Source organism: Domibacillus sp. PGB-M46 (genome assembly GCF_022668875.1).
Taxonomy (GTDB): Bacteria; Bacillota; Bacilli; order Bacillales; family Domibacillaceae; genus Domibacillus.
This window is the reverse complement of the sequence record NZ_JAKGCR010000006.1, coordinates 25,077-50,809: the sequence shown is the minus strand read 5'-3', so window position 1 is coordinate 50,809 and position 25,733 is coordinate 25,077. Positions and strand designations below refer to the sequence as shown.

25 protein-coding genes are annotated in these 25,733 nt (G+C 46.1%); 3 read left to right on the top strand and 22 right to left on the bottom strand.

All coding sequences use genetic code 11. The features are described from left to right. Positions 1-9 precede the first annotated feature (9 nt). The 4 genes from L2D08_RS09580 to L2D08_RS09565 all read right to left on the bottom strand — a co-directional run bounded on the left by L2D08_RS09580 (position 10) and on the right by L2D08_RS09565 (position 5,434). Positions 10-447: a BrxA/BrxB family bacilliredoxin gene (locus tag L2D08_RS09580; protein WP_242233546.1), complete on the bottom strand. Its 438-nt coding sequence runs from the start codon at positions 445-447 to the stop codon at positions 10-12. Positions 448-645: 198 nt separating this feature from the next. After that, the gene (gene meaB, locus L2D08_RS09575) at positions 646-1,728 is read right to left on the bottom strand and encodes a methylmalonyl Co-A mutase-associated GTPase MeaB (protein ID WP_242233545.1); all 1,083 of its coding nucleotides are present in this window, start codon (positions 1,726-1,728) and stop codon (positions 646-648) included. Next, complete coding sequence (scpA, locus tag L2D08_RS09570) at positions 1,725-3,908, bottom strand: methylmalonyl-CoA mutase (protein WP_242233544.1); 2,184 nt, start codon at positions 3,906-3,908, stop codon at positions 1,725-1,727. Before scpA ends, meaB begins: the two co-directional genes overlap by 4 nt. Next, on the bottom strand, positions 3,905-5,434 hold the full coding sequence (locus L2D08_RS09565) for a methylmalonyl-CoA mutase family protein (RefSeq protein ID WP_242233543.1): 1,530 nt from the start codon (positions 5,432-5,434) through the stop codon (positions 3,905-3,907). The genes scpA and L2D08_RS09565 overlap by 4 nt, the downstream gene beginning before the upstream one ends. Before the next feature lie 186 nt (positions 5,435-5,620). On the opposite strand from L2D08_RS09565, the gene L2D08_RS09560 reads away from it, so the two are divergent. Continuing rightward, entirely contained in the window at positions 5,621-6,481 is an 861-nt protein-coding gene (locus L2D08_RS09560) for a DUF1002 domain-containing protein (RefSeq protein WP_242233542.1), read from the top strand. A gap of 35 nt (positions 6,482-6,516) precedes the next feature. Here L2D08_RS09560 and L2D08_RS09555 read toward each other — a convergent pair whose 3' ends face one another. From L2D08_RS09555 to lpdA, 4 genes are read right to left on the bottom strand one after another with little or no spacing between them, the layout of a single operon-like run. Next, positions 6,517-7,758, bottom strand: coding sequence for a dihydrolipoamide acetyltransferase family protein (locus tag L2D08_RS09555; protein ID WP_242233541.1), 1,242 nt, complete (start codon positions 7,756-7,758; stop codon positions 6,517-6,519). Positions 7,759-7,778: 20 nt separating this feature from the next. Next, complete coding sequence (locus tag L2D08_RS09550; RefSeq protein WP_242233540.1) at positions 7,779-8,762, bottom strand: alpha-ketoacid dehydrogenase subunit beta; 984 nt, start codon at positions 8,760-8,762, stop codon at positions 7,779-7,781. Then, entirely contained in the window at positions 8,762-9,769 is a 1,008-nt protein-coding gene (locus L2D08_RS09545) for a thiamine pyrophosphate-dependent dehydrogenase E1 component subunit alpha (protein WP_242233539.1), read from the bottom strand. Before L2D08_RS09545 ends, L2D08_RS09550 begins: the two co-directional genes overlap by 1 nt. A gap of 14 nt (positions 9,770-9,783) precedes the next feature. Then, entirely contained in the window at positions 9,784-11,199 is a 1,416-nt protein-coding gene (gene lpdA / locus L2D08_RS09540) for a dihydrolipoyl dehydrogenase (RefSeq protein ID WP_242233538.1), read from the bottom strand. A 168-nt stretch (positions 11,200-11,367) separates the two neighbouring features. On the opposite strand from lpdA, the gene L2D08_RS09535 reads away from it, so the two are divergent. Next, a complete protein-coding gene (locus tag L2D08_RS09535) occupies positions 11,368-11,607 on the top strand; it encodes a DUF2627 domain-containing protein (protein ID WP_242233537.1) in 240 nt (79 codons plus the stop codon). A gap of 119 nt (positions 11,608-11,726) precedes the next feature. Here L2D08_RS09535 and L2D08_RS09530 read toward each other — a convergent pair whose 3' ends face one another. Continuing rightward, entirely contained in the window at positions 11,727-12,035 is a 309-nt protein-coding gene (locus L2D08_RS09530) for a replication initiation and membrane attachment family protein (RefSeq protein ID WP_242233536.1), read from the bottom strand. 483 nt (positions 12,036-12,518) lie between these two features. Then, positions 12,519-13,037 (bottom strand): DUF6241 domain-containing protein, encoded by a 519-nt coding sequence (locus tag L2D08_RS09525; RefSeq protein WP_242233535.1) that lies wholly within the window; start codon positions 13,035-13,037, stop codon positions 12,519-12,521. Positions 13,038-13,335: 298 nt separating this feature from the next. On the opposite strand from L2D08_RS09525, the gene L2D08_RS09520 reads away from it, so the two are divergent. Further along, positions 13,336-13,929, top strand: coding sequence for a restriction endonuclease (locus L2D08_RS09520; RefSeq protein WP_242233534.1), 594 nt, complete (start codon positions 13,336-13,338; stop codon positions 13,927-13,929). A gap of 161 nt (positions 13,930-14,090) precedes the next feature. On the opposite strand, the gene L2D08_RS09515 is transcribed toward L2D08_RS09520, so the two are convergent. The 12 genes from L2D08_RS09515 to nusB all read right to left on the bottom strand — a co-directional run bounded on the left by L2D08_RS09515 (position 14,091) and on the right by nusB (position 25,670). Beyond that, complete coding sequence (locus L2D08_RS09515) at positions 14,091-14,315, bottom strand: hypothetical protein (protein ID WP_242233533.1); 225 nt, start codon at positions 14,313-14,315, stop codon at positions 14,091-14,093. 311 nt (positions 14,316-14,626) lie between these two features. Continuing rightward, positions 14,627-15,403 carry a sporulation transcription factor Spo0A gene (gene spo0A / locus L2D08_RS09510; protein WP_242233532.1) on the bottom strand — a complete coding sequence of 259 codons (777 nt, stop codon included), beginning with the start codon at positions 15,401-15,403 and terminating at the stop codon, positions 14,627-14,629. 184 nt (positions 15,404-15,587) lie between these two features. Further along, positions 15,588-16,670: a SpoIVB peptidase gene (gene spoIVB, locus L2D08_RS09505; RefSeq protein WP_242233531.1), complete on the bottom strand. Its 1,083-nt coding sequence runs from the start codon at positions 16,668-16,670 to the stop codon at positions 15,588-15,590. Between the two features lie 89 nt (positions 16,671-16,759). After that, the gene (gene recN, locus L2D08_RS09500) at positions 16,760-18,451 is read right to left on the bottom strand and encodes a DNA repair protein RecN (RefSeq protein WP_242233530.1); all 1,692 of its coding nucleotides are present in this window, start codon (positions 18,449-18,451) and stop codon (positions 16,760-16,762) included. A gap of 17 nt (positions 18,452-18,468) precedes the next feature. After that, positions 18,469-18,918, bottom strand: a complete 450-nt coding sequence (gene ahrC, locus L2D08_RS09495; RefSeq protein WP_242233529.1) for a transcriptional regulator AhrC/ArgR — start codon at positions 18,916-18,918, stop codon at positions 18,469-18,471. Between the two features lie 133 nt (positions 18,919-19,051). Next, a complete protein-coding gene (locus L2D08_RS09490) occupies positions 19,052-19,879 on the bottom strand; it encodes a TlyA family RNA methyltransferase (protein ID WP_242233528.1) in 828 nt (275 codons plus the stop codon). 2 nt (positions 19,880-19,881) lie between these two features. Then, complete coding sequence (gene dxs, locus L2D08_RS09485; RefSeq protein WP_242233527.1) at positions 19,882-21,777, bottom strand: 1-deoxy-D-xylulose-5-phosphate synthase; 1,896 nt, start codon at positions 21,775-21,777, stop codon at positions 19,882-19,884. A 92-nt stretch (positions 21,778-21,869) separates the two neighbouring features. Then, positions 21,870-22,751, bottom strand: a complete 882-nt coding sequence (locus tag L2D08_RS09480) for a polyprenyl synthetase family protein (protein WP_242233526.1) — start codon at positions 22,749-22,751, stop codon at positions 21,870-21,872. Beyond that, on the bottom strand, positions 22,748-22,978 hold the full coding sequence (gene xseB / locus L2D08_RS09475) for an exodeoxyribonuclease VII small subunit (protein WP_242233525.1): 231 nt from the start codon (positions 22,976-22,978) through the stop codon (positions 22,748-22,750). The genes L2D08_RS09480 and xseB overlap by 4 nt, the downstream gene beginning before the upstream one ends. After that, positions 22,968-24,323, bottom strand: coding sequence for an exodeoxyribonuclease VII large subunit (gene xseA, locus L2D08_RS09470; RefSeq protein WP_242233524.1), 1,356 nt, complete (start codon positions 24,321-24,323; stop codon positions 22,968-22,970). The genes xseB and xseA overlap by 11 nt, the downstream gene beginning before the upstream one ends. Before the next feature lie 88 nt (positions 24,324-24,411). Then, on the bottom strand, positions 24,412-25,263 hold the full coding sequence (gene folD, locus L2D08_RS09465) for a bifunctional methylenetetrahydrofolate dehydrogenase/methenyltetrahydrofolate cyclohydrolase FolD (protein ID WP_242233523.1): 852 nt from the start codon (positions 25,261-25,263) through the stop codon (positions 24,412-24,414). A 14-nt stretch (positions 25,264-25,277) separates the two neighbouring features. Beyond that, complete coding sequence (gene nusB / locus L2D08_RS09460; protein ID WP_242233522.1) at positions 25,278-25,670, bottom strand: transcription antitermination factor NusB; 393 nt, start codon at positions 25,668-25,670, stop codon at positions 25,278-25,280. Between the last annotated feature and the right edge of the window lie 63 nt (positions 25,671-25,733).

Genomic DNA, 25,733 nt, shown 5'->3' with positions numbered 1-25,733 from the left:
AGGTCATCCTTACACTTCTTCGCAGTGCTCATCGAAGAGTGATTGCAGATGTTCAACGACAGACATCGGGTGATGCCCTTCAATTTCATGGCGTTCCACCATTGCTTGAATCTGTCCATCTTTTAATAAAGCAAAAGATGGAGAAGACGGCGGATAACCCGTGAAAAAGCTGCGCGCCTGAGCTGTCGCTTCTTTATCCTGCCCTGCGAACACAGTCACTAAACGGTCAGGACGCTTGTCATAGTGAATCGCATGCGCTGCTGCTGGACGGGCAATTCCTCCGGCACAGCCGCATACAGAATTCACCATTACAAGTGTTGTTCCTTTTTCGTTTAAAACTGCATCGACTTCCTCGGGTGTTGTAAGCTCTGAATAGCCGGCCGCTTTGATTTCATCGCGCGCCTGGCGAACAACATCATTCATGAAAAAATTAAAATTCATTCCCATGTTTTTCTCTCCTTTGTGATTAGTAGCTTAATCATAAGGGAAAAAAACGTTTATTTCAATAAAGCGGCATCTCTCTTTTACATGCTTTTAAAAATAATGTTTACTTTTTTAAAACACGGGTAGAATAATAAGGCAACTGGATCCATACCCCTAAACTCCCTGTATTGACCGGCTGAGTACAACTCGGCCGGTCCTTTTTTATTTATAAGCTTGAAACACTTTTTTACAAAGCACCCGGGCAGCCTGGGCCGGCGTTACACTGCCCGCCATGGACTGCTTTTCCCAGGAGTCGAGATGTTCCTTCACGTATGGATGATGGTAAAAATAACGCTCCAGCTCATCTGCAATCAACGTATGCATCCATGCTTTTACCTGGGTATGGCGCCGCTTATCAAACGTATCTGATTTTTGTGTAACGGATTGAAAAGCTTGGATCGCCTGCCACAGCATATCTATGCCTTCGTTTTCCAAAGCGGAGCACGTATAAGCTTTGGATTTCCATCCTTCCGTATAGGGCTTTATCGCATGAAGAAGCTGTTCGTATTCCTTTCTTGTTTGTTCAGCCAGCGGCTTATTCGGACCATCTGCTTTGTTGATTACAATGGCATCTGCCAGTTCCATAATTCCTTTTTTGATTCCCTGTAGGTCATCTCCGGCCCCCGTTAACACAAGCATCATAAAAAAATCAACCATATTGCGAACAATACCTTCACTTTGGCCTACGCCAACTGTTTCTACGAGGATGACATCAAAGCCGGCGGCTTCGCATAAAAGAATGGTTTCACGTGTTTTCCCGTGTACACCGCCAAGCGTTCCTCCGGATGGCGAAGGACGGATAAAAGCATTTGAATGCTTCGCCAGCTCTTCCATTCTTGTTTTATCTCCTAAAATAGAACCTCCTGAAATGGAAGAGCTCGGATCAATGGCCAAAACAGCAACCCGGCGGCCCTGTTCACACAGCATAAGGCCAAATGATTCAATAAACGTGCTTTTTCCGGCTCCCGGCACCCCCGTTATTCCAATCCGAATCGAGTTTCCTGTATGCGGCAGCAGCAGCTGAAGCAGCTGCTCGCTATATTCAAAATGAGCCGGATTGCTGCTTTCTATACAAGTAATCGCCTTTGCCAAATCCGTTACCGATCCGCTCTTTACTGCAGCAGCGAGTGATGCCGGCTCAGGCAGCGGACGGTTCTTTTTGCGAAACCGTTTGGGCGGCGATGCTGTCATGCCATCATGAGACGCGTTGCTTTTTTCCTCTCCTTCTTTTTGTTTACCGCTCATTCCGCCACTTCCTCATACCCAAGCCGTTCATAAATTTTTTCTAAGATTACTTGAGCAGAAACCGGAATAATGGTTCCCGGCCCAAAAATGGCAGCAGCGCCATGGCTTTTTAAAAAAGTATAATCTTTTGGCGGAATCACGCCGCCGACAAATACTACAATGTCTTCCCGCCCGCGGTCTCTCAATTCCTCTACCAGCGCAGGCAGCAGAGTTTTATGAGCAGCAGCAAGAGAACTAAAGCCAATGGCATGAACATCATTTTCAACTGCTTGTTTGGCTGTTTCTTCTGGTGTTTGAAAAAGCGGTCCGATATCCACGTCAAAGCCTAGGTCTGCATAAGCAGAAGCAATCACCTTCGCTCCCCGGTCATGGCCGTCCTGCCCCATTTTAGCAACTAAAATCCGTGGACGCCGCCCTTCCTGTTCTTTAAATTCTGCCGTCATCTTCCGAACCGCTTCTATTTGTTCTGCATCTGAGTAATGTTCACTGTACACACCGCTCACTGTCCGGATCACCGCCTTATGCCTTCCGCTTGCTGCTTCTACAGAAGCAGAGATTTCACCGAGCGTTGCCCGCAGTCTTGCCGCTTGAACAGCCAATTCAAGCAGGTTTCCCTTACCTGATCTAACAGCTGTTGTAATCGCTTCTAGTGATTGTTTAACCTGGTGATTGTCACGGTTTTGCCGCACGTTTCTCAACCGGTCCGTTTGTTCTAAACGGACAGCAGTATTGTCAATGTCCAGAATGTCGATCGCTTCCTCCTGTGAAAGCCGGTCCCGGTTTACGCCAATAATCACTTCTTCACCTGAATCGATTCTTGCCTGGCGGCGGGCGGCCGCCTCCTCGATTTTAGACTTCGGAAGCCCTGTTTCTATCGCTTTTGTCATCCCGCCAAGCGTTTCAATTTCTCTAATATGGGCTCTTGCACGTGTCATCAGCTCATCGGTGAGTGTTTCTACATAATACGAACCGCCCCACGGATCAATTACATTGGTAATACCTGTTTCCTCCTGTAAAAACAGCTGTGTGTTACGGGCAATCCGCGCCGAAAAATCGGTTGGAAGAGCGATGGCTTCATCAAGGGCATTCGTATGAAGGGACTGTGTATGCCCCATCGCTGCGGCATGCGCTTCAATCAACGTTCTTGTCACATTATTAAACGGGTCCTGTTCGGTTAAGCTCCAGCCGGATGTTTGCGAGTGGGCCCGCAGCATGCGCGATTTTGGATTTTTGGAGCCAAATGGCTTCATCAGCTCTGCCCACATCCGCCGGGCGGCACGCATTTTCGCCACTTCCATAAAATAATTCATGCCGACTGCCCAGAAAAAGGATAGCCGGGGAGCAAAAGAATCAATGTCAATGCCGGCAGCAAGTCCTGTACGGACATACTCCAATCCGTCAGCAAGCGTATAAGCAAGCTCCAGGTCAGCCGGTGCACCGGCTTCCTGCATATGATAGCCGGAGATGGAAATCGAATTGAACTTTGGCATATGAGCTGATGTATAGCCCAAAATGTCGGTGATAATCCGCATGGAGGTTTCCGGCGGATAAATATACGTGTTGCGCACCATATATTCCTTTAAAATGTCATTTTGAATCGTGCCGGCCAGTTTTTCCTTCGCTACTCCCTGCTCTTCTGCCGAAATAATATAAAAAGCCATAATGGGCAGGACAGCGCCATTCATGGTCATAGAAACCGACATTTGATCAAGCGGTATGCCTTTGAACAATATGTTGGTATCTTCTACAGAGTCAATGGCAACGCCAGCTTTGCCCACGTCCCCGACCACACGCGGATGATCGGAGTCATACCCCCGATGGGTCGGCAGATCAAACGCAACGGAAAGTCCCTTTTGCCCCATTGCTAAATTGCGCCGGTAAAACGCATTGCTTTCCTCGGCTGTTGAAAAGCCGGCATATTGGCGAATGGTCCACGGACGCGTGATGTACATGGTTGGATAAGGCCCGCGGGTAAACGGGACAATACCCGGATAATCATTTGTATGAGCAAGTCCCTCAGTCTCTTTTTCTGTGTAAAGGGCACGCAGGCGAATGGATTCGTTTGTTTGGAAGGATAGTGTGTCATACAGCTGCTTGATGCTGGCTGATGCTTGTTCCTGCTCCCGTTTTGATGACGGTTTGGACGGCCGGTTAAACGGGTTTTGCTTTTTTAAATTCATGCTGGACGGCCTCCCTTAAACACGGCAAGGATTTGTGTGAGTTTTTTTACCATGTCGTCTCCAGCCGCAATCCGTCCGTCAGTCCCCTCCACTGCCTTGCTTCCGGCACTGTCAATCACCGCACCGTTTGCTGCTTTTTTCAGCGAAGACGCCAGAGAGGAGCCGAATTGTTCATAGGTCTCATCGGAGCCGCAAATGCAATAGTAGCTTGTTGAGTGGCTTTGGATAAACTGAACAGCTTCCTCTATTGTGCGGCATCCCTCAGAACAAATTGTTTTAATTCCTCCCGCAGACAGAACACCTGCCGCATAATCGGCACGCTTTTGATAAGTTATCCGTTCACCGAAACAAATCAATCCGGCTGTAAGAGACTGTCCAGTTTGTTGCAGCTTTATAGCTTCTAATCGAAGTGCTTCAAATGGCTCTGCCGTTCTTTTTGGCACAACAGGCTGGATGGGTTCTCCCCGTGCTGCTTTTTGTACAGCCGGCTTCTTCGGCTGCTGGACATGCCCTCCTGGATCAGCGTAGTGGTTAACCCCAATCATTTTAATCCGGAGCTTCGCTGTATCTTGTTCTTTTTTAGCGCGGACCGCTTCTATATTTTTTTGAACCGTTCCAGCCGTCAGGGCCTGCTTGATCCCGCCGGCTTCTTCGATTTCCGCAAATAAATCCCAGGCTTTTCGGCCAATTTCTTCGGTAAGTAACTCAATATAATAAGAGCCGCCTGCAGGGTCTATTACTTTGTCAAGCAGTGCCTCGTGCTTTAAAATGGACGGTATGTTGCGGGCCATCCGCTCGGCAAGCTCTGAGGAAGCTCCTTCTTTTGTTTGATCAAATGGGGATACTTTTACATAATCAACATTTCCAACGACAGCAGCAAACACGGCGCTGCTTGTACGTAACAGGTTTACATGAGGATCTATGACAGACAGCATTGATTCACTCGTTTCCATACTCAGCACCGGCTTTTGGTGGCCTTCAAGCTGATATATATCCACAAAGGCAGACCAAAGTGTGCGGAAAGCCCGGATTTTCGCTATTTCTGTAAAAAAGCTAGTGCCGGCGGCAAAATGAAACAGCCACTTTGAGACCGTCTCCCATTTTTTTCTTTCCGCATTTAAAAAGCAGGCCGCCTCTGAAAGCGCCAACGCGAGTTCCTGAACCGCATTCGCTCCGGCTGTATGGTAAGGAACCGTATTAACGGTAATCCTTTCTCCTTTTCGTACAGCTTGAAGAGCGGAATCTTCTGGAAAGAAGCCGGCTGCAGCACCGGAAGAAATAGGGTCGATCCCGAGCTCAGCATTTGTTTCCGGAAAAGACCACATCGGTCGAAATCCTCTTGTAAACGGCTTTTCACCTGGAAAAGGTAAAAGTACGCTGCGATCTTCCTTCACATACAACGGTTTCAACTGAAATCCTTCTGCAGTTTCTGTACACAATGCCGATAAAGAAGCGCCTTTTAATGCAGCTTCTGCAGCCGCTTTCCAATCTGCCTCTGATACCGGTGGAAATAGTTGATCAGCCAAGTTCCCACTCCTCTTCATTTTGTAATCGGTTACAAATAAAAAGTAAGCAATTGGATATTCTCTTTATTGTAATATAAGCATAGCTTTAGAAGCAATGCACTTTAGCCAAAACGTGAAAAAATATCAGCCGCATGCTATTCTATTACTAGCTCTACGGAGCCAATTTTAGAATTCAGGAGAGAGAGTATGAGAAAATTAATGGGTTTGCTTGGGGTTGCCGTTTTGAGTTTTGGTACTGCCGTTTCTGCAGATAGTACGCCCGGCGATACAATGGTCACGCTTGGCGAAAATTTAACACCTGCCCAAAAAGAAAAGGTGCTTGAAGAAATGAACGTACCAGCGGATGTTCAAACGATTACGGTATCCAATGCGGAGGAGCACAAATATTTGGGTGAATATATTCCAAAAGCCCAAATTGGGACAAAAGCCATCTCATCAAGCAAAATTACAACGACGGAATCTGGTTCCGGATTAAATGTAGAAACCCAAAACATTTCATGGGTATCGAAAGAAATGTACACCAACGCCTTATCTACTGCGAGTGTAAAAGATGCTGATATTTTCATTACAGCCCCGTTTGAGGTGTCCGGTACAGCTGCTCTAACCGGCATTATTAAAGCCTATGAAACGACGACTGGTGAAAAAATTCCCGAAGAACAAAAACAAGTAGCCAATGAAGAAATGGTGACAACGGCTAAGCTTGGCGAGGACATCGGACAGGAAGATGCCACTCAGCTGATTGAGCGAATTAAAGAAGAAGTGGCCGCTCAGAATCCACAATCGCTTCAGGAAATTAAAGTGATTGTCAATAATATCTCCAACGAGCTTAATATTACGCTGACCGACGCACAGACAGACCAGCTTGCTGGCTTATTCAATAAGATGAAAGATTTAAATATCAACTGGGATCAAGTAAACACCCAAATTGATAAAGCAAAAGAACAATGGGACAGCTTTAAAAATTCGGAAGAAGGACAAGGCTTCTTGCAGTCTATTATTGATTTCCTTCAATCGATCGTCGACAGCATTGCCGGCTTGTTTAAATAAAAAACAGCTTCTCCTATTTGGGAGAAGCTGTTTTTTTAATAAATCGGCATTGTATCTTCTGAAGCCGTCTCTAACAATTCTTTCACACGCTGCATAAACCGCCCGCATACAAGCCCGTCAAGCACGCGATGGTCGAGTGACAAGCACAGGTTCACCATATCGCGCACCGCGATCATACCATCAATAATTACAGGACGCTTTACAATCGATTCTACCTGTAAAATAGCCGCCTGCGGATAATTGATAATGCCCATTGACTGAACAGATCCGAACGAGCCTGTATTGTTTACCGTAAAAGTACCCGCGCTGACGTCTTCAGTTGTCAGTGTACCGCTGCGCGCTTTTTTGGCCAAGTCATTTACATCTCGGGCAATGCCTTTGACAGTTTTCTCATCCGCATGCTTCACAACCGGTACAAACAGCTTGTCGTCTGCTGCGACGGCAATCGAGATATTAATATCCTTTTTGCGGATAATGTGGTCGCCCGCCCACATGGCATTCATTTCCGGAAACTCTTTTAACGCACGCGCGACTGCTTTCACAAAAAAAGCAAAATATGTTACGTTATACCCTTCCGCTTCTTTGAATGACGTTTTAATGGAATCCCGGTAACGCACAAGGCTGGTAACGTCCACTTCTACCATCATCCATGCGTGAGGCACTTCCTGCTTTGTTTTCACCATATTGGCTGCAACCGTCTGCTTAATGCCATCGATTGGCACAATAATATCGCCTGTTTGCGTTTCAAATGATTTCTTTGTTTCAGCGGCCGGAGCGCCGGCAGCGGTGCTGGCCGCTGCCGTTGGCGGCACAACGCTTTTTACTCCGCTGTCGATGACTGCCTGCACATCTTTACGGGTAATACGGCCGCCTTTCCCGCTTCCTTTGATTTCTTTTAAATCGATGCCATGAAGCTGCGAAAGCTTTAGTACTGCCGGCGAATATCGGCTGCTTTGATCAGCGGCTGATGGATCAGGCCTTTCACCGTTTACAAATGTTTGTGCTTCGGGCTGCTTTTCCGGCTTCTTTGCGGCTGCTTCTGTTTCGATGGTACAGATCACTTCGCCAACAGCCATTTTTTCATCTTCTTTTGCTATAATTTCACTGATGACTCCGGCGAAAGAAGATGGAATATCAGCTGTTACTTTATCGGTCAGCACTTCGGCAATCGGGTCATATTTATTCACATAATCTCCCGGTGCAACAAGCCACTTGGTAATGGTCCCTTCTGTTACACTTTCGCCGAGTTTAGGCATTTTCACTTCTTGAATTGCCATGATGCGCCTCCTCTTTCTTATTAAAATTCAGCGAGATCACGCATTGCTTTCTCTACTTTTTGGGGATTGACTAAAAAATGCTTTTCTAAAGGTGCTGCATATGGCGTAGCCGGCACTTCAGGCCCGGCCAGGCGCGCAATTGGAGCATCCAGATCAAACAAGCAGTGTTCGGCAATAATCGCCGCTGCCTCACTGATTACACTGCCTTCTTTATTGTCTTCTGTGATCAAAAGTACTTTCCCTGTTTTAGAGGCGGAATGAATGATTGTTTCCTGGTCAAGGGGATAAACCGTCCGAAGATCGACTACTTCTGCACTGATGCCTTCCCCTGCCAGTTTCTCGGCCGCCTGCAGAGCATAGTGAACGCAAAGACCATACGTAATCACGGTAATGTCTTCTCCTTCGCGCTTAACGTCTGCTTTGCCGATTGGAAGTACATAGTCATCGTCTGGTACTTCCCCTTTAATGGAACGGTACGCTTTTTTATGCTCAAAAAACAATACCGGATCTTCATCACGGATAGCGGCTTTTAAAAGTCCTTTTGCGTCATACGGTGTAGAGGGAATCACAATTTTCAGCCCCGGCTGGTTCGCAAAAACAGCTTCTACCGACTGAGAATGATATAACCCCCCTTGAATGCCTGCTCCATACGGCGCCCGAATGACAATCGGACACTGCCAGTCGTTATTGGACCGATACCGGATCCGCGCAGCTTCTGAAATAATTTGGTTCACTGCCGGCATAATAAAATCGGCAAACTGCATTTCAGCGATGGGCCGTTTTCCAACCATGGCCGCACCGATCGCTACGCCGGCAATTGCCGATTCAGCAAGAGGCGTGTCAAGCACCCGGTCTTCTCCAAACTGTTCATAAAGCCCGGCTGTTGCTTTGAAAACACCGCCTTTTTTCCCGACATCCTCACCGAGGATAAATACGTTCGGATCGCGTTCCATTTCTTCGCGCATCGCCATGGTCACTGCTTCGATATACGAAATAACAGCCATTATTTTTCCGCCTCTCTTTCTTCTTCGGCGTAAACAAATTGAAGAACCGATTCTGGATTTGCAAAAGGTGCTTCTTCCGCATACTCCGTTGCCTCATTAATGACGGCAGCAATTTCTTTTTCAAGCTGCTCTTCATGCTCGTCACTTAAAAGACCTGCTTCTTTTACGTACAGCCGGAAGGAGTGAAGCGGATCTTCTTTTTTCGCGCTTTCCACTTCTTCTGCTGTCCGGTACGAACGGTCATCATCATCAGATGTGTGTGGCGTCAGCCGGTATGTGAGTGCTTCAATTAACGTCGGTCCCTCGCCACGCCGCGCACGGTCGGCGGCTTCTTTTACGCACTTGTACACTTCGATCGGATCATTCCCGTCAATCGTATAGCCCGGCATCCCATACCCTGCTGCCCGGTCTGATACGCGGGCTGCAATTTGCTTGTTTAACGGTACAGAAATAGCATACTGGTTGTTTTCACACATAAAAATAACCGGCAGCTTGTGCACGCCCGCAAAGTTTGCTCCTTCATGGAAATCGCCTTGATTGGAAGACCCCTCTCCGAACGTCACAAATGAAACGATCGGTTTTCGATCCATTTTCGCTGCAAGCGCGATGCCTACAGCATGCGGCACCTGGGTCGTTACGGGGGATGATCCTGTCACAATCCGGTTTTTCCGCTGTCCGAAGTGCCCTGGCAGCTGGCGCCCCCCGGAGTTTGGATCTTCCGCTTTCGCAAAAGCGGAAAGCATCAGGTCGCGAACCGTCATGCCAAAAGCAAGTACGACCCCGTAATCACGGTAATAAGGTAATATGTAGTCCTGTTTTCTATTTAACGCATAAGCAGCACCGACCTGCGCCGCTTCCTGGCCCTGGCCCGATACGACAAATGGAATTTTTCCTGACCGGTTTAAAAGCCACATTCTTTCATCGAGACGGCGTGTAAGGAGCATTGTTTCATACATGCCGATTACGTCCTGATCGGTTAATCCTGCTTGTTTATGTTTAGATTCCATTTTTTCCGCTCCCTTCAAAAGTGAATCGCTTTTCCATCCAGCATTAAAGCTGCTTCTCCTATCGCTTCCGATAAAGCAGGATGCGGATGAATGGCTGCGCCAAGCTCCCAGCCGGATGCATCGAGCAGCCGGGCCAATGCAGCTTCTGAAATCAGCTCGGTTGCATGCGGTCCAATTACATGAACTCCTAGTATATCATCCGTTTTAGCATCTGCCACTATTTTTACGAATCCTTCTGTTTCGCCATATACAAGAGCTTTCCCATTCGCTTGAAATGGAAATACACCTGTTTTAATTTTTGTTTTTTCAAGAGCAGCCTGCTCTTCCGTCATGCCGATACTGGCCGCTTCTGGATGTGAGTAAATACAACGCGGAACAGCCGAATAATCAACGGGGTCTGCCGCTTTTCCTGCCATATGTTCAACGGCTGTGATTCCTTCGTAAGAAGCTACATGTGCCAGCTGCAGCCCTCCCGTTACATCACCCACCGCATAAATATGCGATTCATTTGTCTGCATCCACTCATTCACTTGGATCACGCCGTTTTCAACCTTAATATCCGTGTTTTCAAGTCCAAGATGTTCCGTGTTTGCTGTACGGCCGGCCGCAACAAGTACTTTCTCTGCCGAAAAGGTTTCGCCTGCTTCTGTTTGAATCGAAACAGTACCCGAATTTTTTTGCAGCGTATCTGTTTTCACTTTTGCATTTACGATAACTTGAACGCCTCTTTTTGAAAGCTGGCGTGCCATTTCGGCCGAAACGGCTTTGTCCTCCGACGGCAAAATCCGGTCTCCGTATTCAAGAATGGTGACCCTGCTGCCAAAGTCAACAAGCATAGATGCCCATTCCACTCCAATCACACCGCCGCCCACAATGATAATTGACGCCGGGATCTCTTTCATCTCAAGTGCTTCGTCCGAAGACAAAACGATTTCGCCATCCGGCTGAAGGCCCGGAAGATGCTTTGGACGCGATCCTGTTGCGATAATGACGTTCCGCGGTACAAGCATTGCGTTTTCTGTTCCATCATTCATTTCAACCGATATTGTTCCGGCCATCGGTGAAAATAAAGATGGACCCAGCAGGCGCCCCGTCCCTTCATAAACGTCAATTTTTCCTCGTTTTAAAAGGGACTTTACACCGTTATATAATGTATGTACAATTTCTTCTTTTCTTTCCTGTACCCGCTCAAAATGAACAACTGGACTGCCGGCTTCTATACCAAATGATGCAGCCTCTTTTACCGTCCGCTGAACGTCTGCACTTCTCAGCAGCGCTTTTGTTGGAATACAGCCTTTATGCAGGCAAGTGCCGCCTACTTTCCCTTTTTCAACCAGGGCTGTTTTTAACCCAAGCTGAGCTGCACGAATGGCTGCCGTGTATCCACCGGTTCCTCCGCCTAGAATGACAAGATCATAGGTTATTGTCATGTACTTCGCTCCTTATTTATAATTCCTTTATCATTTTATACGGTTTTTAAAACTATGTCATGTAATAAACCAAATTTTATTTGTTTTTTCACTCATTATCCTGTTCTTGACAAATAAAGCGTTTGCGTTATGATGTGGAAAAGAAGAATCTTGAAAGAAGGGGTTCATATGATCCGGATTATTGCCCTGCTTATTTTAGTCATTCCCGGCTTTTTGGCCGGCGTCGGAATTAAATGGATGCGGGATATGCTTTTTGGCATTTTGCAGCCCCCTTTTCCTGCATTATGGATGCAATTTATGGCCGGTTTTCTTCTTTTTATTGGCGGTCTTGGCTTTGTTGCCGGATTTATTTTTAGACGGGACCGCAAATACAACAGGGTGCAGGCAAAATTCCAGGAGAAAAAATAAAAGCAGCTCCTTCCCGAGGACTGCTTTTGTCTGTTCACATTCTTTCTTCGTATTACCTGAGCCATTCTATAAACAAAGAAAACTGCACTCATAAAGAGTGCAGTTTCAATGGGAGACATTTACCTCTGTTGTTGAAAACAACCCTCCTGCTTCGCTAATTCGAACGCTTCTTCTGCTGTTTGAACACGGAGCCTGTTCCAGCGGGCGGCTATTTTATAAACGTCCTTATAATTTGTTTGTTTGCTCATTTTACATTTTGCACAGTATAACAGAACGTTTTTTACTTCTTCAGGCAAGCGGTACAACCGCAGCTTTCCAATCGCCCTCAGGTCCGTTCCTAATACTTTTCCGTCAGACAGCTCTTGAACTAATTGAGCTGTGCTGACTTCTCTTACATATGTGATGATTTTGCGTTCGTCTTCTGTCATTCGGCTGCATAACCCCTTTTGAAAGATACTGGAGGGTCTAACGGTCAGCGTCAGTTTTATTGGCAGAATTTCATTTCAGCCAAACAAGCCGGAGCTGTTCCCGAATTTGCAGCCTTTAATACGAGCGAATGGAGAAAAAATAAGTGAAGCTTCATGCCTCCCCAAAGGCATTTGCCAGCTTTGGTCGTTTTAATCCATCAGAGCGGCTTGTACTGCGTACCGGCTTGCTTGACGTTATTTGACCGAAAGCTCCATATATTACTGTTTCCATCATGCACTCATTTTAAACCTTTCATATGAAAGAGAGGCTTCTTCCGCTTATGCTTTGTCTCCTTTAACGTTTTTCCTGCCGGCCGTACTATCTTTTTTATATAAGTATTTTTATTATGAATTTTGCACAGTATGAAATATGTATAAACCAAGCTCTCCTATAGCGAAAAAAGCGCCTCTTTAAACAAAGTGAACGCTTTTTTGTAGACATTCCTATAGGTAACCAAGCTCTTTTGCCACAGTCTCGTTAAAGTTTTGATGAACAAATTGCTCTTCCTGAACAGGGCTCATGATTCCGTACGCTTTGCCTTCTGTTCCATCTTGAAGTGTCCATAAATAATTATGATCCTGGTCAATTTCTGTGAAATTGCCCGCCTGCCATTTTTTAAGCATGTCCAGAAGAGGCTTCTTTTCTTTATAATCCTCTTTTTCTACAATTGAAATAACTTCCCCGATAGTAGAAGGTGTCATGGGCACGGCTCCCCATTTCTCATTAGCTGCTACTTTTTGATGCGTCATTTTATGCATAACAGAAATAACTTTTTCTTCATCGTCACCCTTTTTTAAATGGGTTGTATTTTGTACACCGTCAATTTTCTCATCGTTCCCGCCATTCAGCTTTTCTTGTTGAGTTGCATTCGTTTTATTCATTTCTATTAATACATAAGTCCCCAGCCCGGCAATGAGAAGGGTGATACAAACAACGATGGTCCATCCGATGATCTTCTTCATTTTCCCAGCTCCAATCTGTATAACAACTTTACCATAAAACTGGAGCGTATTTACAGGGTGTTGGAAAAAGTTTCCCCAAGAGTTAATTTATCTTTTTAATCATCTGCCGATCTTCCTTTTCCCGCTTTAACTTAATAGGCAAAGTTCTTTCCTTTAAAGCTTTTTTGCCATAAAAAAGATCATGATTAAAAAATTCCCCGGTCCACGCTCTTGAATGAGCGTTTTTATTTTGTTTTTTTGGATAGTTCTCGCTTTCGTCGTCAAAAATAAAAAAAACAGGTTTAAAGGAGCTGGGACGATGTCAGGAAGGGGCCATAAAGGACTTGGGATTAGCAGCGATAAAATACTGATCTACATGCTGTATACTGTCGTTTTGATTGTTATGCTGCAGCATATCGAAGTGTTCATTGGCTATACAATACTCGTCGCCCTGTTAGCGATCCCGTATTTTTTGCTGCGCTGGTATACAAAAGATAAAGAAAAACAACAATTCCTTCAATCAGGATTAAATGAACTTAACAGTATGGATAGCGTTCAATTTAAAAAATATGTGGGTGCCTTGTTTGAAAGCAGTGGATACGCCATTGAGTATACGCCGAAATCAGGTGATTATGGGACTGATTTTATTTTACACAGGGGAAACTACAGTATCGCTGTGCAGGCAAAACGACACATTGGCTCAGCCGGTGTCAAAGCCGTGCAAGAAGCGAGCTCCAGCAAAGCGTACTATAAAACAAATGAAGTTTGGGCCGTCACCAATCATACATTTACTAAAAATGCGTATCATTGTGCAGAGAAACTGAACGTAAAACTAATCGACTGCAATGATTTGATTAGGATGCTCTCAGAAAACAATGTTATGGCTAAACCGCAGGAAACCCGGCCAACGTAACAAATAGCAAACGCCGAGATTTTCAATATATTGTGATTTTGTGCGCCAGATGGGGGCCTTTTAATATAGAAGAGGATGATGGAAACGAGGAAGCAGATAATAAGTAAAAAAGAAAAAAGCACCTTCTCGCGGCGCTCATTTGGCATTACTTATTTACCGTATCAGCTCTTTAAAAGTGGTTCTATCGCCGGGTGCGCCTCTAATTGCTGCTGTCTTTGCTCCGGCTGGCTGCCTTTATACACCCAGCCGCTCTCTTCTTTTTCCCATGTTTCAAGATAAAGTTCATAAGGCTCATACAGCTTGTTGCTTTCTTTTCTAAAGCCCGCTTTTGCTGTTATTTTATCATGCGAGTCGTTTAGTTTAGACCAGTATACTTTTTTCAGCATGATTTTTTCGCCTTCTTTCGGTCCTGATATTTTACCTCGGTTTTGCGAACCTTGCTTTACCCTAAATTTATGTTTTAAATTTGAACTCATACCCATCAGCTTCAAAACCCGTGTAATTTTTTGCTTATTCAGCTCTTTGACTCGCGATTTGTCAGCTTGAAAATCGGTTGGGCAGCACAAAAAAGCGCCCTCTTTTTATGGCAGAGGTACGCTTTTATAGCTGGAAAGCCGTTTTCGCCCTTATCGGCCTGCATCGGAAGCCTATCTGTAATCATTGTATCTTAACGTGTAAAGCAATATTATTTCGGCTTTCAAGAAGCCATGTATTCGATACGGAGCTTATCCGCCACCATGGCGATGAATTCTGAATTTGTCGGTTTGGCCTTGGATACAGATACTGTATACCCGAACAATGCCGCAATAGATTCCATATTGCCTCGGCTCCAAGCCACTTCGATCGCATGCCGGATCGCCCGTTCCACCCGGCTTGGTGTTGTGTTGTATTTCCGGGCAATTTCTGGATAAAGTACTTTTGTGATTGAGCCAAGCAGTTCAATGTCATTAAATACCATTGTAATTGCTTCGCGCAAATACAAATAGCCTTTTATATGCGCCGGTACACCGATTTCGTGAATCACTGCCGTAATGCTGGCGTCAATATTTTTCTTTTGCTTTTTCGGCTCTTCTTTTCGTTCTACATGTCGCATCGGCTGTTCCGCACCGGCCACCTGGCGGATTTGACTAATTAAACTTTCCATGTCAAATGGCTTCAGCATAAAATAGGAAGCCCCCAGATCAACCGCTTTTTTCGTTACATCTTCCTGGCCGAATGCGGTCAGCATAATCACATGAGGCTGCTTCTGGCCGCTTGCCCGGAGACGCTCAAGTACAGCCAGCCCATCCATATGCGGCATAATAATATCTAAAATTAACACATCTGCTTCTATTTCCGGCAGCATGCCGAGGCACTCCTGCCCATTAAATGCCGTTCCTGCAACTGTCATATCTTCCTGGCTTGTTATCACTTCTTCAAGCAGCTGTACGAGCTGCCGGTTATCGTCCGCAATTGCTACCTTTATTTTACTCAAATCATTTCCTCCTCACTTCTACCCTTAAGGCGATGCTCCATCCATAAGGTTATTCTAAAGGTTTTTTCGACAAAGCGAAATGGATTCCTTTAAAAAATTCAAAATATTTATTTTACACCGTTTTCTGTCATTTTTCGACTTTCTTTCCAGAAAAATTTCGCTAAAAAAAGAGCGCAGCTGCGCTCTACAATACTCCGGCATCTTTTAGCATCCAGTCAATATGGACACCGTATCCGGAAAGTGGATCGTTCACAAAAACGTGCGTAACAGCTCCAACCACCCGGCCATTTTGTAAGATAGGGCTGCCGCTCATTCCTTGAACGATACCGCCTGTTTTTTCAATTAAGCGGGGATCGGTCATTTTAATAATCATGCCTTTAATGGCTGGCTTTGACTGCTCAACCGTGCGAACAATGGAAATATCGAATGTTTCGATTTTATTGTCCTTTGTCACCGTCCAAATTTGCGCTGGTCCTTCTTTTACTTCATCCGGATGCGCCGCCGGATACAACTTTGTTCTACTCAGTTCGCGATCCAGCTGTCCAAACAAGCCGAATGGCGTATTAGATGTGACCGTTCCCCATCTCTCTTCTGTAGGAATCTCAGCCGCTTTCTCTCCCGGAATCCCTTCCGTTGCACGCTTGATTCCAGTTACGCGGGCAGGGTAAAGCGTGCCTTTAACAGGTGCAAACGGCTTTCCTGACTGCACGTCGCTGATGACGTGGCCAAGTGCGCCAAATTTTTTCGATTTTGGTTCATAAAACGTCAATGTCCCAATACCTGCGGTTTTATTTTTAATGTATAAGCCCAACTTTGAACTTTTTGTTTCTGCATCCTTGATCGGTTTTACTGAAAGACTCAGCGTTTTCTTGCCGCGTAACACTGTGAGCTTTACGGAGGTTTTTCCATCAGCCGCTTTTTGCACATACGGCCGAATGGCTTGAGGTTCTGTTACTTTGTGGCCATTTATACGTGTAATGACATCACCTGGCAGGAGACCTGCTTCTTCACCTGGAGAAATACGGTTTGTATCTGTTTGGATAAAATGAAAGCCGACTACATAAAGCCCTTTTGTTTCAAGCTGTACACCAACCGACTGTCCGCCGGGTACAACAAAAACACGTTCACGTTTTTCTTCTGCTTTTAAAAAGCCAGCCGATTGCAGCAGCTCTGTCTCTGTCTGCTCTGCCCTCGTGACGGCTCCATCTGCCGTCCAAAACGTAAACAGCAGTAAAAATGAAAAAAGACCCCGACTTACTACCGCCATCCCGCTCCCTCCTTTTCATCCTGCGTTGTTACTTTGTCCGGAGGTGCGTGTTCTTATAACGGTAATTAGGGGGCTAGATGGATGGCTTTTCAAACAGCCGATTGCTTTAATTTTGCAGATAGAGCCAGCAGCTCTTTCGCATGTTTTTTCGTTAAGTCGGTCATTTCTACACCAGAAATCATGCGGCCGATTTCTGCTGCTTTTTCTTCTTCATCCAGAGGTGTTACAGACGTGCTTGTCCGTTCTCCTTCCAGATTCTTTTGAATATATAAGTGTGTATCAGCCATCGCTGCTACTTGCGGTAAATGCGAAATACACATCACCTGCGAATGAATGGCAATTTTATAAATTTTTTCGCCAATGGCCTGGGCAACCCGCCCGCTTACACCTGTATCGACCTCATCAAAAATGATGGAGGTAATGCCCTGGTGTCTTGAAAAAATCGTTTTCATTGCCAGCATCACCCGGGACATTTCCCCGCCAGAAGCAATTTTCACAAGCGGCTTTAACGGTTCTCCCGGATTGGTGGTCATGTAAAATTCAACCTGATCCATTCCGTCTCTTTTAAATTGCCCGGATTCATTCAGTACATGTACCTTAAAAACGGTTTTTTCCATATAAAGTTCTTTTAGTTCTCTGTGAATCGCTTCTTCAAGCTTCATGGCTGCTTCGCGGCGAAGAGAGGAGAGCTTTTCCCCTTCTTTCTGTACAAGAACTTCCACTTCGGCCAATTCTTTTTGAAGGCGGTTTACATGCGTATCACGGTGAGTCAGCTGATCAATTTCTCCGGCAATGGATTCTCCGTATTGTAAAATTTCACCAATAGTGGATCCATATTTACGCTTGAGCTGGCTGATTTCATTTAAGCGGCTTTGAATTTCATTTAGTCGCTCTGGATTAAACTCAAGTGTATCAAGCAGTGAACTCACATCCCGCACGGTATCTTCAAGTACATAAAAGCTGTTTGCCGCAGATTCGTGAAGAGCTTTGTATTCTTCATGAATCTCGGCAGCGGATTCAAGCCCATTCACTCCCACTCCGAGCCAATCCAATGCTCTGCCTTCACCGGACAAGGCATTGTATGCTTCAGACAGCGCTCCGTATAATTTTTCAAAGTTCGCCAGCTGCTGGCGTTCCGCTTCCAGCTTTTCTTCTTCACCAGGTACCAGCGCTGCTTTTTCAATTTCATTGAGCTGAAACTGAATTAAATCGAGCCGGTGTGCCAGATGCTGGTCGTTTTCACTTAAACGGCGAATCTCAGCTTGTAAATGCGCATAGCGCTCATATACTTCCCCGTACTGCGCGCGCGCGCCTAAAACAGCTGAACCGCCAAAATCGTCCAGCAGCCGAATATGGCTTCCCGCATTCATTAGTTCCTGATGCTCGTGTTGTCCATGAATATCCATCAGGCGGGCGCCTATTTCCCGGAGAATAGACAGCGTCACCATTTTTCCATTGACCCGGCAGACGCTTTTACCCGCCGCGGAAATTTCCCGACGTAAAATGATGGTCTCTTCATCCACATCGATGCCGAACTCCCGGCAGACGTGGGCACATGGATGCTCACTATGAATCGTGAACATCCCTTCGATTTCCGCCTTTTTTTCTCCATGACGAACAAATTCGCCTGAACCTCTTCCGCCTGTTAAAAGCTGAAGGGCGTCAATTATAATCGATTTCCCTGCTCCTGTTTCACCAGTTAATACAGTGAGCCCCCTTTCAAATGAGAGCGCCAGGGAATCAATGATGGCGAAATGGCGAATGGATAATTCCTGAAGCACAATCGGTCACATCCTTATTAAAGCATTTCTAAAAAGCGAGCCGAGACAACCTCTGTATGCTCTGGCGCACGGCAAATAAGCAGGCATGTATCATCGCCGCATATCGTTCCCATAATTTCTTCCCAGTCCAGATTGTCAACAAGCGCCCCGACAGCCTGCGCATTGCCTGGCAGGGTTTTCATAACGACAAAATGACCGGCTGAGTCAATGCTGACAAAGCTGTCCACAAGCGTTCGTTTTAGTTTTTGCAGCGGATTAAAACGCTGGTCCGCAGGCAGGCTGTACTTATAACGCCCATCCATTAAAGGTACTTTAACAAGGTGAAGCTCTTTAATATCGCGCGATACCGTTGCCTGTGTTACATTATATCCTGATTCACGCAGCAAATCGACAAGCTCGTCCTGCGTTTCGATTTCATTATTGGCAATCATTTCTCTAATTTTTATATGTCGTTGTCCCTTATTCATATCGTTCACCTCATAATGTATAATTATACTTTCTTATACATTATCATACTGTATCTCATTTAAAAAGTATAGAAAAAGCGGCACGTTTCCATTTACACTTACGGAATCGGCCGCTTTTTTGGAGCTGAATCTGTTAGCTTTTTTGGTTAAATTCCTCATGTGCAGCTTTAACAGCTTGTTCAGGTGTAATAGGCAGCTTGATATTTCCGCTTTTCTCTTCACCTGTCCAGCGTATATGCAGTAGAAATTCGATATTTCCGTCGCCGCCTGTAATTGGTGAATGGGATAGGTTGATGATATCGTATCCCAGTGAAGAAGCCAGCTGTACGATTTTTTCAATAACCGCTTGATGCACTTTGCGATCACGAACAATCCCTTTTTTGCCTACTTCTTCACGCCCTGCTTCAAACTGGGGCTTTACAAGGGCCATTACATCAGCACCCGGCACAAGCAATGTTTTTAAAACAGGTAAAATGAGGGCCAGCGAGATGAATGATACATCAATAACGGCAAAATCTGGCATGCCCCTCTCCAAATCTGCCGGTGTTACATAGCGGAAATTTGTTCGTTCCATGACGACTACACGCTCATCCTGCCGAAGCTTCCACGCTAATTGATTGTACCCTACATCGAGTGCGTAAGACATTTTTGCGCCGTTTTGAAGCGCGCAGTCGGTAAAGCCGCCCGTTGAAGCACCAATATCAATTAACGTTTTGTCTTGAACGGTCAAATCAAACACCTGCAGTGCTTTTTCAAGTTTTAAGCCGCCCCGGCTTACATAAGGCATCGTTTTTCCTTTTATTTCAAGCGGAGCATCGACAGGAATTTTTTCACCAGGTTTATCGATCCGCTCCTCATTAGAATAAACAATCCCCGCCATAACAGCGCGTTTTGCTTTTTCTCGAGTTTCAATTAATCCTTTTTCTACAAGCAATACATCAATACGTTCTTTTTTTGCCATGTTTATGCACGTTCCTCTTGCTTTTCCCGAACAAAAGCAGCTACCCGGCGAACCGCTTCTTCTTTCGTTAAATCGATTTCTTCAAGCAGCTTACCCACACTGCCGTGTTCTATAAATTGATCCGGGATTCCCATTCGGTCAATGACCGCACCGTGATGGCCTGCCTCGTGTGCATACTCAAGCACAGCACTGCCAAATCCGCCTTCAAGCACTGCTTCTTCAATCGTTAAAACCGGCATCTTTTGCGCGAAAAGAACATTCAGCATGTTATGATCAAGCGGCTTGATAAAGCGTGCATTCACTACTTTTACGCTGATTCCGCGGGCTTGAAGCTCCTCTGCCGCTTCAAGCGCCATCGGAATGGTTGTCCCAAACGTTAAAATAGCTGCATCGCTGCCTTCCCTGATCACTTCCCACGAGCCGATTGGAATAACTCCAAGCTCTGGATCGATTTCCACGCCAAGCCCGTTGCCGCGCGGGAAGCGCATCGCAATAGGCCCACCGTCGTACTGAATGGCCGTATTTACCATATGGCGTCCTTCATTTTCATCTTTTGGCATCATTAGCACCATATTCGGCACATGACGGAGGAATGCAATATCAAACACTCCCTGATGTGTTTCTCCATCCGCTCCAACGAGACCGGCGCGGTCAATGCCAATAAATACATTTAAATTCGGCCGGCATATATCATGAACGACCTGATCATAGGCGCGCTGCAAAAATGTTGAGTAAATGGCGAGAAACGGCTTCATGCCCTGTGTGGCAAGGCCGGCTGCTACAGTTGCCGCGTGCTGTTCGGCAATCCCAACATCGAACATCCGATCCGGAAATTCGCCTGCGAAACCAAGCAGTTTTGACCCGACCGGCATAGCTGGTGTAATCGCCACAATACGCTCGTCTGTACGAGCAAGCTCCCGGACTGTCTCGCTGACAACCGCGCTCCAGGCAGGCGGTTCACCGCTTGCTTTAATCATATCGCCGGTGTCCATTTTATAAGGACCGGTGCCATGCCAGGAACCAACCGTATCCGTTTCGGCCGGCTTGTATCCCTTTCCTTTTTTTGTGATCACATGCACAAGGACTGGCCCTTCTGTCCGCTTCGCCTGCTCCAGGCTTTTAATCAAATCATCAAAATTGTGGCCGTCAATAGGGCCGAGATAAGTAAATCCAAATTCTTCAAAAAACATGCCCGGAACAAACATATATTTCAAGCTGTCTTTCATGCGCTCCGCTGTTGAGGCTACTTTCCCGCCTACAGCTGGAATTCGCTTGAGCAGCACTTCCAATTCATCTTTAAGCTTATTGTATTTGCCGCCAGTTCTCATTCGGCCAAGCATATTATGCATCGCTCCAACATTCGGCGCGATGGACATTTCGTTATCATTCAAAATAACAATCATATTGGTTTTTTCATGGCCAATATGGTTCAGCGCTTCGAGTGCCATCCCGCCTGTTAGAGCGCCGTCTCCAATAATAGGTACGATATGATCGCCTGACTTTTTTAAATCACGGGCAATTGCCATACCCATTGCCGCAGACAGCGATGTTGAACTGTGGCCGGTTTCCCATACGTCATGCTCGCTTTCAATCGTTTTCGGGAATCCGCATAGACCCTTGTATTGCCGCAGCGTATCAAATTTGTCGGCACGGCCGGTTAAGATTTTATGAACATAGGACTGATGTCCAACATCAAATAAAAATTTGTCTTTCGGGCTTGTAAAACAGTGATGAAGGGCAATCGTCAATTCAACAACTCCAAGGTTCGGGCCGATGTGTCCGCCTGTAACCGACAATTTTTCAATAAGAAATTTACGGATTTCTGAACTCAGCTGCTCCATTTCATGCACATTCATTTTTTTCACAAAAGATGGGTCTTTAATGGATAATAGATCCAAGTGGATCAGCTCACTTTCCTGACTGTTTCAGTTTTGGTTAAAATGTACCGCTATTATAGCACACGCTCAGAGTGCTAACAATTTTCGGCATTTTACGACGTGCGTTTGGCAATCAAATCCGCAAAGGCTTCGAGAAGAGGTGCTGGTCTTTTTAATGAGGCAAGGGCAGATTGCGCCCCCTGCAGCTCTTCCTCTAATTTCTTTTTGGCTCCTGCCATTGTCAGCAGGGACGGATACGTGCTTTTTTCATTCGACTCGTCACTGCCGACGGGCTTGCCGATCTCTTCTTCAGTGCCTTCAATATCCAAAATATCGTCCCGGATTTGAAAAGCAAGGCCAATATGGCGGGCGTAGGTCTCCAGCAGCGCTTTTTCCATTTCGTCCGCACCGCCGATCAACGCGCCGGCCATTACGCTAAAAGCAAGCAGACGGCCCGTTTTATGATGGTGAATATATTCAAGCTCTCCGAGAGACAGCTTTTTTTGTTCCCCTTCCATGTCCGCCACTTGCCCGCCGACCATTCCGGCCGGTCCTGCTGCAAATGACAGCATTCGAATCAGCTCAACCGCCTGCTCCGGCGAATACGCCTCGGAACGTGCAATCACTTCAAATGCGTACGTTAGGAGAGCATCTCCCGCTAAAATAGCGGTTGCTTCACCAAATACTTTATGATTGGTCGGCTTTCCACGCCGCAGATCATCATCATCCATTGCCGGCAGATCATCATGAATCAGCGAATACGTGTGAATCATTTCTAGCGCACAGGCTGCATCAAGGCCGGCGTCCGCTTTTTTACCGTACGTTTCAAGCGCTGCAAACAGGAGCATGGGACGGATTCGTTTGCCTCCCGCTTTGAGTGAATAGATCATTGCTTCTTTAAGCGAACCCGGTGCCTGCAGCGCGTCTATCCGTTCCATCATATGCGCTTCAAATAACGGCAGCTTTTCTTCGATGTATGTTTTAATATTCGTCATGCGTCTTCACCATCCAGCAAAAATGGCTGGTCGCCGTCATTGGTTACAAGCTTAGCCAGTTCTGTTTCCGCTTTTTTCAGCTTGCTGTGGCACAAAGCAGACAATTCCATTCCGCGTTTATACTCTTCAAGCGCTTCTTCAAGCGGGACATCCCCTTCTTCAAGGCGGGCTGTTATTTTTTCTAGTTGTTCCATTGCTTCTTCAAAACTGATGTCTTCACGTTTCATCTTTGTTCCTCCCAATTGAATCAACCTGTGCGTAAATGGTGCCATCTGCCATCTGCACATGGATTCGGTCTCCTTGTTGTACGTCTTGAACCGTTTTGATTAATTCTTTCTCTTCACTGTATACGAGGCTGTACCCTCTTTCCATCACTTTCAGCGGGCTAAGCGCTTCTAGCATGGCAATATGACGCCCAAATGTCGACTTTTTTTCGTTTACAACCGACTGCGTCAGCCGGTATAAGCTTTTTTTCAATTTCCCAAGCTGCTGTGTCTCATATGAAATGCGCGGGCCGGGTCCTGTTCTCGACAGGCGGAACGACGCATGCTGCACTGTCGTTTTCTTGCGGTCAATTAAAGCATTGGTGCTGCGGATAAGCTGCTCATGCAGCCGGTCTGCCCGCTCAAACTGCTGCCTGTAAAGCGCTTCTGGATTGCGCATCACGTATGAGTTCATTACGGCTTGATGACGATTCCGTGAAGAGCGGACCATTTCTGAAGCTGCCCGCATCAGACGGCTTTCTTTTGCCTTGATCCGTTCCGATACTTCCTCCACATGGGGAACCGCCATTTCCGCAGCGGCTGTCGGCGTTGGTGCGCGCAGATCTGCTGCAAAATCGGCAATAGTAAAGTCGGTTTCATGGCCAACAGCAGAAATAACCGGAACTTTTGAAGAGCGAATCGCCCGCGCAACGGCTTCTTCATTAAATGCCCAAAGCTCTTCGATAGAGCCGCCGCCGCGCCCGGCAATCACCACGTCCGCCCGTCCATCCTGGTTCACTTTCTGAAGCTGTCTGACGATCGACTCAGGTGCACGCTCTCCTTGAACAAGCGCAGGATAAACCAGCACTTCCGCTGATGGATAGCGCCGGTTAATGGTCGTTAAAATATCCCGAATCGCGGCACCGGTTGGAGATGTCACAACGGCGATAACGGATGGGTACGCCGGAACCCGACGCTTTGCCTCCGGACGAAAAAGCCCTTCCTGCTCAAGCTTTTTTTTCAACTGCTCAAAAGCCGCAAACAAATTTCCAGCGCCTTCCTGCTGCATCGTTTTTACATACAGCTGGTACTGCCCGCTTGATTCATAAACGGTGGCTTCCCCTGTTAAAATTACTTCCATCCCGTTTTCCGGCCGGAACGCCAAATGCCGGGCAGATGCGGCAAACATAACCGCCATGATACGCGCACTGTCGTCCTTTAATGTAAAGTATAAATGCCCGCTGGAGTGGTGCTTTACGTTTGAAAGCTCGCCTTTTACAGACACATTTTTCAAATGCGGATCCGCATCAAATTTTCGCTTTATGTATTTGGTTAATGCTTTAACAGTTAAATGCCGTCCTGGCTCCATTTCCGATCACCTTTTTCTGTCCATTAAAAAAACTGTCTTTCCGATTATAACATGATCGAAAAGACAGTTTCATTCATCTGCTATGAATTTATTTCGCAGCGAATGCTTTCGCTGATTTGACTGTATTGTAAAGAAGCATTGTAATTGTCATCGGGCCCACGCCGCCTGGCACTGGAGTAATCGCACCCGCTACCTCTTTCGCGCTGTTAAAATCTACATCGCCGCACAGCTTGCCTTCTTCATTGCGGTTAATGCCGACATCAATCACAACAGCACCTGGTTTTAAGTGGTCTGCTGTCACGTAATTCGGGATGCCGACAGCCGCGATTACAACATCAGCCTGACGGGTGATCGCCGCTAAATCTTTCGTGCGGGAATGGCAGATTGTGACGGTTGCGTTGTTCATTAAGGAAAGAAGAGCAGCCGGTTTGCCGACAATATTGCTGCGTCCAATGACCACTACATGCTTGCCTTCAAGCGAAATATGTTCTTTCTCGAGCATCTTCATAATTCCGTATGGTGTACATGAATAAAACGAGTCTTTACCGATGACCATTTTACCAACGTTTACAGGATGAAAGCCGTCCACGTCTTTTTCAGGTGAAATGGCGTCAATGACCTTATCCTCAGAAATATGTTTAGGAAGCGGCAGCTGTACAAGAATGCCATGGATATTTTTGTCGCGATTTAATTCATCCACTTTTTCTAAAAGTGCTTCCTCCGTGAAATCCGCTGGAAAACGGTGTACTTCCGAGTAAATGCCAATTTCTTTGCTGCTTTTTTCCTTGCTGTTTACATACGTATGGGATGCCGGATCATCTCCGACGATCACAACAGCGAGTCCCGGTGTGGTACCTGCTGCTTTCATTGCATCGATTTCTTCTTTTAATTCTGTACGAATGTCTTTTGCAATTGCTTTTCCGTCAATAATAGCTGCCATTGAAAATCCCTCACTTAGTCCATGGATTGATTAATTTTTGATAAAACGCCATTAATAAATTTACCGGCTCGTTCATCACTAAAATATTTCGCCAACTCAATTGCCTCGTTCACGGCTACTTTTGCTGGAACATCGTCTGAATATTGCATTTCATATACAGCGAGGCGTAAAATATTCCGGTCCACTTTTGCAAGGCGGTCAAACGACCACTTTTCCAGATTATTTTTAATAATTGTATCGATTTCCTCACGGTGCTGTTCCACTCCCGTGACGATTTCACGCAAGTAACTGCTGTCGCTGTCGCTGTCCTCTAATACGTTTGCAACTGCTTCCGCTGACTCCGCTCCACTTAAATCCATTTGATAAAGAGCCTGGATGCCCTTTTCCCGTGCCGTACGTCTGTTCATTCGATTGCTCCTTTTTGTTTAATGCCTTTTTGATCATAGCATAAAAAAGCGCCGTGGAAAACA